At 70.8% G+C, this 5,671-nt stretch carries 8 protein-coding genes; 2 read left to right on the forward strand and 6 right to left on the reverse strand.

Annotation, left to right across the window (positions count from 1 at the left end; all coding sequences use genetic code 11):
- The 6 genes from VF665_RS23115 to VF665_RS23140 all read right to left on the reverse strand — a co-directional run.
- Window positions 1-432 (reverse strand): S-adenosylmethionine:tRNA ribosyltransferase-isomerase (locus VF665_RS23115; protein WP_331055845.1); only part of this gene is annotated, 432 nt, incomplete at its 3' end.
- Window positions 429-1,517 carry a Holliday junction branch migration DNA helicase RuvB gene (gene ruvB, locus VF665_RS23120; RefSeq protein ID WP_331055846.1) on the reverse strand — a complete coding sequence of 363 codons (1,089 nt, stop codon included), beginning with the start codon at window positions 1,515-1,517 and terminating at the stop codon, window positions 429-431. The genes ruvB and VF665_RS23115, both read right to left, overlap by 4 nt.
- A gap of 185 nt (window positions 1,518-1,702) precedes the next feature.
- On the reverse strand, window positions 1,703-2,287 hold the full coding sequence (ruvA, locus tag VF665_RS23125) for a Holliday junction branch migration protein RuvA (protein WP_331055847.1): 585 nt from the start codon (window positions 2,285-2,287) through the stop codon (window positions 1,703-1,705).
- Entirely contained in the window at window positions 2,284-2,877 is a 594-nt protein-coding gene (gene ruvC, locus VF665_RS23130; RefSeq protein WP_331055848.1) for a crossover junction endodeoxyribonuclease RuvC, read from the reverse strand. Before ruvC ends, ruvA begins: the two co-directional genes overlap by 4 nt.
- Window positions 2,874-3,617 (reverse strand): YebC/PmpR family DNA-binding transcriptional regulator, encoded by a 744-nt coding sequence (locus VF665_RS23135; protein ID WP_331055849.1) that lies wholly within the window; start codon window positions 3,615-3,617, stop codon window positions 2,874-2,876. Before VF665_RS23135 ends, ruvC begins: the two co-directional genes overlap by 4 nt.
- A gap of 175 nt (window positions 3,618-3,792) precedes the next feature.
- Window positions 3,793-4,755 (reverse strand): hypothetical protein, encoded by a 963-nt coding sequence (locus VF665_RS23140; protein WP_331055850.1) that lies wholly within the window; start codon window positions 4,753-4,755, stop codon window positions 3,793-3,795.
- 199 nt (window positions 4,756-4,954) lie between these two features.
- Between VF665_RS23140 and VF665_RS23145 the strand changes: the two genes are divergently transcribed.
- Both VF665_RS23145 and VF665_RS23150 read left to right on the forward strand, forming a co-directional pair.
- Window positions 4,955-5,398, forward strand: coding sequence for a transcriptional repressor (locus VF665_RS23145; protein WP_331055851.1), 444 nt, complete (start codon window positions 4,955-4,957; stop codon window positions 5,396-5,398).
- A 61-nt stretch (window positions 5,399-5,459) separates the two neighbouring features.
- The coding region (locus VF665_RS23150; RefSeq protein ID WP_331055852.1) for a hypothetical protein at window positions 5,460-5,671 on the forward strand (212 nt) is incomplete at its 3' end.

Here is a 5,671-nt window from a genome sequence, read left to right on the forward strand (position 1 = left end):
CGTGACGCCCAGCGGCGTCACCAAGCGCACGATGCGCTCGCCGCCGGGGGTGGAATCCACGATCTCCACCCGCAGTTCCGGCCCGATCTCCACCGTGCGCCCCGGCTTCAGCTTGCCGCCCGGGCGCACGAGCGCCACCCACACCTTCTCTTCCCCCTCGTGCGGATGGAGCAGAAGGATCTCCGCCGCGGCGCCCGTCGCCTTGCGCCCCAGCAGACGCGCGGGAAAGACCCGCGTCTCGTTCAGCACGAGCACGTCGCCCGGCGCCACGTACTCCACGATGTCGGCGAAGGTGCGGTGGTGCAGTTCCCCGCTCTCGCGGTGCATCACCAGCAGGCGGCTGGCGTCGCGCCGCTCCGCCGGGCTCTGCGCGATCTGCTCGGGCGGCAGGTGAAAGTCGAAGTCCGACGTGCGGAAGGTGCGCTCGTTCACGCGTCGAACAGGTTGGGCTGAACGGGAGGGGCGGGCGCGCCGAAGTTGCCGGGCAGCCCGGCGGTGGCGCCGTCCACCGGGGGCGCGTAGCCGAACCGGCGGTAGGCAAGCGCCGTAGCCACGCGGCCGCGCGGCGTGCGCATCAGGAATCCGTTCTGGATCAGAAAGGGCTCGTACACCTCTTCCAGCGTCCCCGCGTCTTCGCCCAGCGCCACGGCCAGGGTGTTGAGGCCAACGGGGCCGCCGCCGAACTGCTCGATCAGGGAGCGCAGCACGCGCGTGTCCATCTCGTCCAGCCCGAACTCGTCCACATCCAGCATCACCAGCGCCGCATCCGCCACCTCGCGGTTGATGACGCCGTTCGCGCGCACCTGGGCGTAGTCGCGCACGCGGCGCATCAGGCGGTTGGCCACGCGCGGCGTGCCCCGCGAGCGACGGGCGATCTCCATGGCGCCGTACTTGTCGCACCCCACGCCCAGGATCTCCGCCGTGCGCTCCACGATGAAGGCCAGCGCCTCCACGGGATAGTAGTGCAGCCGCTGCACGATGCCGAAGCGCGCGCGCATGGGCGGCGTCAGCAGCCCGTAGCGCGTCGTGGCGCCGATCAGGGTGAACTTTTCCACCGGCATGCTGATCATCTGCGCGTGCGGCCCGTCGCTGAGGCGCACGTCGATGCGCCAGTCTTCCATCGCGGGGTACAGAAACTCCTCGATGATGGGGCGCAGGCGGTGGATCTCGTCGATGAACAGGATGTCGCCCTCGCGCAGCGTCGTCAGCTCGCGGACGAGGTCGGCGGGTTTTTCGAGAACGGGCGCGGCGGTGATCTTGATGTTGACGCCCAGTTCTCGCGCCATCAGCAGGGCCAGCGTGGTCTTGCCCAGCCCGGGCGGCCCGTAGAACAGGGTGTGGTCCAGCGGCTCGCGCCGGTTGAGCGCCGCGTCAATGGCGATCTGCAGCGACTCCTTGACCTTGTCCTGCCCGATGAACTCCGCCAGGCGCTGGGGACGCAGCGAAAGCTCGCTGACCTCCTCGTCGCCCAGGACGCCGGGGGTGGTGATCTCGGAGCGGGACGGTTCTACGGGCATGGACAGATGATCCGGGATGCGGCGGTTGCGGCCGTCAACAATGTACGGTCTTTGTTCGGATGATGCTACACCCCTCTTCCGGCCGCGTTCGGCCGCCCGCCGGCCCGGGACGCGGATGAACGAACGGGTATCCAGCCGGACCGGCGGATACCCGTTCGTTCATCGCCCGAGTCGCCCCAGCGCGCCTACTTGAGCCGCGCCAGCGCTTCGCGGATCAGCTCCGCGGCGCCGAGCTGGCCCTTTTCCTGGATCACCGCGCGGACGGCGCGGTCCGCGTCCGCCGTGGTCACGCCCAGCGACGTCAGCGCCCGCATTGCGTCCTCCGCGCCGGGGACGCGCGCCACGCCGGACGGCGCGAACGCGATGTCGTCCAGCTTGCCCGTCATTTCCAGGACAATGCGCTCCGCCGTCTTCTTTCCGACTCCCGAGACGGAGGTGAGCAGGGCGGCGTTGCGCTCGCGCACGGCGTTCACCACCTGCTCGGCGGAAAGCGCGGAGAGCAGCGCCAAGGCCAGCCGCGGCCCCACGCCGTTGATCCCCAGCAGGCGGGTGAACACCGTCATCTCCGTGGCTTCCAGAAAGCCGAACAGGAGCGCGGCGTCCTCGCGCACCAGGTGATAGGTGCGCAGCGTCACCTGCTCGCCCAGCCGCGGCAGCCGCTCGAACACCGTGGTGGGGATGGAGATCTCGTACGCCACCCCGCCGGCCGTCATCACCTCCACCCGCTCCAGGTCGCGCACGATCAGCTCGCCGCGGATGCGCGCGATCATCGGCGGGCTCCCGCGGCGGCGGCCAGCGTGGCGATGGAGACGGGCGGCAGCGTGGGCGCCGCCGGGCCGAATCCGCGAAAGCAGTGGCAGAGCGCCACCGCCACGCCGTCCGCGGCGTCGTGCGGCCTCGGGACGGCGCGCAGCTTCAGGTGCCGCTGCACCATCAGCCCCACCTGGTCCTTGGTGGCGCGCCCGGCACCCACGACGGCGGCCTTCACCTCCGCAGGCGGATATTCTGCCACGCGCAGGCCGTGCATGGAGCCGGCGAGCAGCGCCACGCCGCGCGCATGGCCCAGGACCACGGCGGAACGCACGTTCTTCGCGAAGAACACGCCCTCCACCGCCAGCACCCCCGGCTGCGTGCGGCCAATGACTTCCGTGAGCCCCTCGTAGATCTCGCGCAGGCGGTCCGCCAGGTCGCCGCCCGGCCGCGTGCGCACCACGCCGCACTCCAGCAGCGAAACGGCGCCGTCCGCCCCGCGGCGAACGACGCCGTACCCGGTGACCGCGGTCCCGGGGTCCACCCCCAGAACCACGGTGTCCAGCGGGATCCGGCGCGCGGCCAGCCCAGCGGCAGAGGATGCGATCACACTTCCGCCAGGCTGTCCACGTCCAGGTCGGCGTTGGTGTACACCTTCTGCACGTCGTCCAGGTCCTCGATCAGTTCCAGCAGCTTGACGAGCTGCTCGGCGTCGGCGCCTTCTACGCGCACCTCGGTCTTGGGAATCATCGCCAGTTCGGCGTCTTCCCAGGTGATGCCCGCGGCGCGCAGCGCGTCCTGCACGGCGTGGAAGTCGGACACTTCCGTGTACACCGTGTAGCCGTCCTCGCTGGTATCCACGTCCAGCGCGCCCGCGTCCAGCGCCGCCATCATCACCGTTTCCTCGTCGTACTTCGACGCTTCAATGGAGATCTGGCCGCGGCGGTCGAACATCCACGCCACGCTGCCCGTGGTGCCCAGGTTGCCGCCGTTGCGCGAAAGCCAGCGGCGGATGTCGGCCACGGTGCGGTTGCCGTTGTCGGTGAGCGATTCGATCATGATGGCGACGCCGGCGGGGCCGTACGCCTCGTAGGTGATCTCCTCGTAGTTGACGCCCTCGAGCTCGCCCGTGCCCTTCTTGATGGCGCGCTCGATGTTCTCGTTGGGCATGTTCACCGACTTGGCCGTGTCGATGGCCAGGCGCAGCCGCGGATTGCCCGCGGGGTCGCCGCCGCCTTCCTTGGCGGCTACGGTGATCTCACGGATCTTCTTGGTCCACGTGGCGGCGCGCCGGTTGTCCGTGAGCGCCTTCTTGTGCTTGATCTGCTTCCACTTGCTATGCCCGGCCATCGGGCTCCTCCGGTCGGTGATGCTGGGGCGTTGGTGCTCGTCCAGGTTGCAGAAGCTGAATATACGCATCCGGGCACCATGCTTCAACGCACGCGGTGCATCTCCCTTTCGTCCGGATGCAGAAAACCCCGCCCGGAGCCGTCCGGACGGGGTCTTTGCGGTGGATGCAGACCGCTCAGCGCGGAAAACGTATGGTGTCGCGCGGCGCGGCGGGCTGAGGCACGGGCGGCTGCGCGGCGGGAGGCTGGCTCACCGGCGGCTCGTACACGGGCGGCTGCTGCTGCACCGGCGGCGTCTGCTGCACCGGCGGGCGTGGCTGCGGGCGAGGCGCCGCGGGCCGGGGTTGCACCGGCTGCGCGGGCCGCGGCTGCGTCTGCGGCGCCGTGGGACGGGGCGCGGCCGGCTGGGTCTGCGGAACCCCGGTCTGCGGAACGCCCGTCTGGGGAACGCCGGACTGCGGGACGGTCCCGGGCTGCGGAACGCCCGGCTGCGGCACACCCGTCCCCGGCGGCACGGTCCCCGGCGCCGCCGCGGGGGGAAGCACCCCGGCGCGGCGGAGCGAATCCAGCCGCACACTGTCCAGCGCCACGGAGTCCACCGGCGCGTTGATGGGCGCGCCTCCCAGCAGGCGGCGGAACGGGTTCGTGACCGGCGTGCGCGACCGCACCAGCGCGGCGCGCGTTCCCCGGGGCCAGCTTTCCACGGCGGAGCTGAACGAGGTCATCTCCACCCAGAGCGTGTCCTTGAGCACGCGGCCGGAAAGGAACTGCCCCACGCCCCCGCTGAACGCCACGATGGCCAGCACGCTGTCGCGCCGCACCTCGCCGGTGAACGGAAAGGTGACCTGGCCGCGCACGTAGCGCCCGGCGATGCTGTCCAGCCGCTGCGTGCCGATCTGAAAGTCGCCCAGCGGCGTGAGCGCGTACACCTTTTCGCGCACCAGCGTGGTGTCGCGCGCGGGGATCTCAAACCCGGCGAACCGCCACACGCCGCGCACTTCCGGCAGCCCGGCGCGCGCCTCGGGGGAGGGCCGCTGCAGCGGCGGCAGCGGCTGCACCTGTACGTTCTCCGCGTCCCCGCACGCCCCGGCGGCCAGCGCCGCGCACGCCACGAGCACCCACCCCAGCCGTCCTTGCACGTTGATCCCGTCTTTCCGTGGTTTTCGCCCGCGCTTTCCCGCCCGCGCCTGCGCACAGCGCGTGCCCGCCCCCAAGCTACAGCGCCGGGCCGCGGTTGACATCACCTTGCGCCATTCGTAGTTTGCGGAGTACGCAAACCCGCGCGAATGCAGCGCTTTCGTACAGATTGCACCTTTCCGACACCCACCCGGCGACCCGATGCCCACGACGGAGCGGATGCACCCGGCACACGTGGACACCGTGCTGCGCGAGGCGCTGGAGGCCAACGGCCAGCGCTTTACCGAGCAGCGCGCGGCCGTGTACCGCTTTCTTCGCGCCACCACCGACCACCCGTCCGCGGACGAGGTGTTCACCGCCGTGCGCGCCGAGATCGCCGACATCTCGCTGGCCACGGTGTACAAGGCGCTGGAAACGCTGGTGAGCTGCAACCTGGCCGCCAAGCTGGCCTACGGCGACGACAGCGCCCGCTACGACGCCCGCACCGACGACCACTACCACTCCCGCTGCCTGGGCTGCGGCCAGGTGCGCGACGTGGCCGGCGAGCCGCATGATCTGCTCCCCCGCATTCACGTGGACGCGGGGTTCCAGGTGCGCGGCTACCGCGTGGAAATCGTGGGCCTCTGCCCCGCCTGCGCGGGATGAACGGCGCCGCTTTCGCACTGAACGCTCTCCGCCCGGGGAGCGTTTTTTGTTTGGCGGATGGATGAGCGAGGCCGCGCGCCTCACCGTCCGCGGCACGTGGTGGTTCGCCTCGCGCCAGTTCTGGGTCGTCTACGGCGACATCGAGGCGGGCGAGATCCGGATGGGGATGATGGCGCGGATGGGGGATGGATTCGAGGCGCCGGTGGAGATGATCGAGTCCATGCTGATGTCGGGCACCTCGCACGTGGCGCTCGGGTTCCGCCCCCGCTCCGG

Source organism: Longimicrobium sp., from assembly GCF_036387355.1.
In the GTDB taxonomy this organism is placed as follows: domain Bacteria; phylum Gemmatimonadota; class Gemmatimonadetes; order Longimicrobiales; family Longimicrobiaceae; genus Longimicrobium.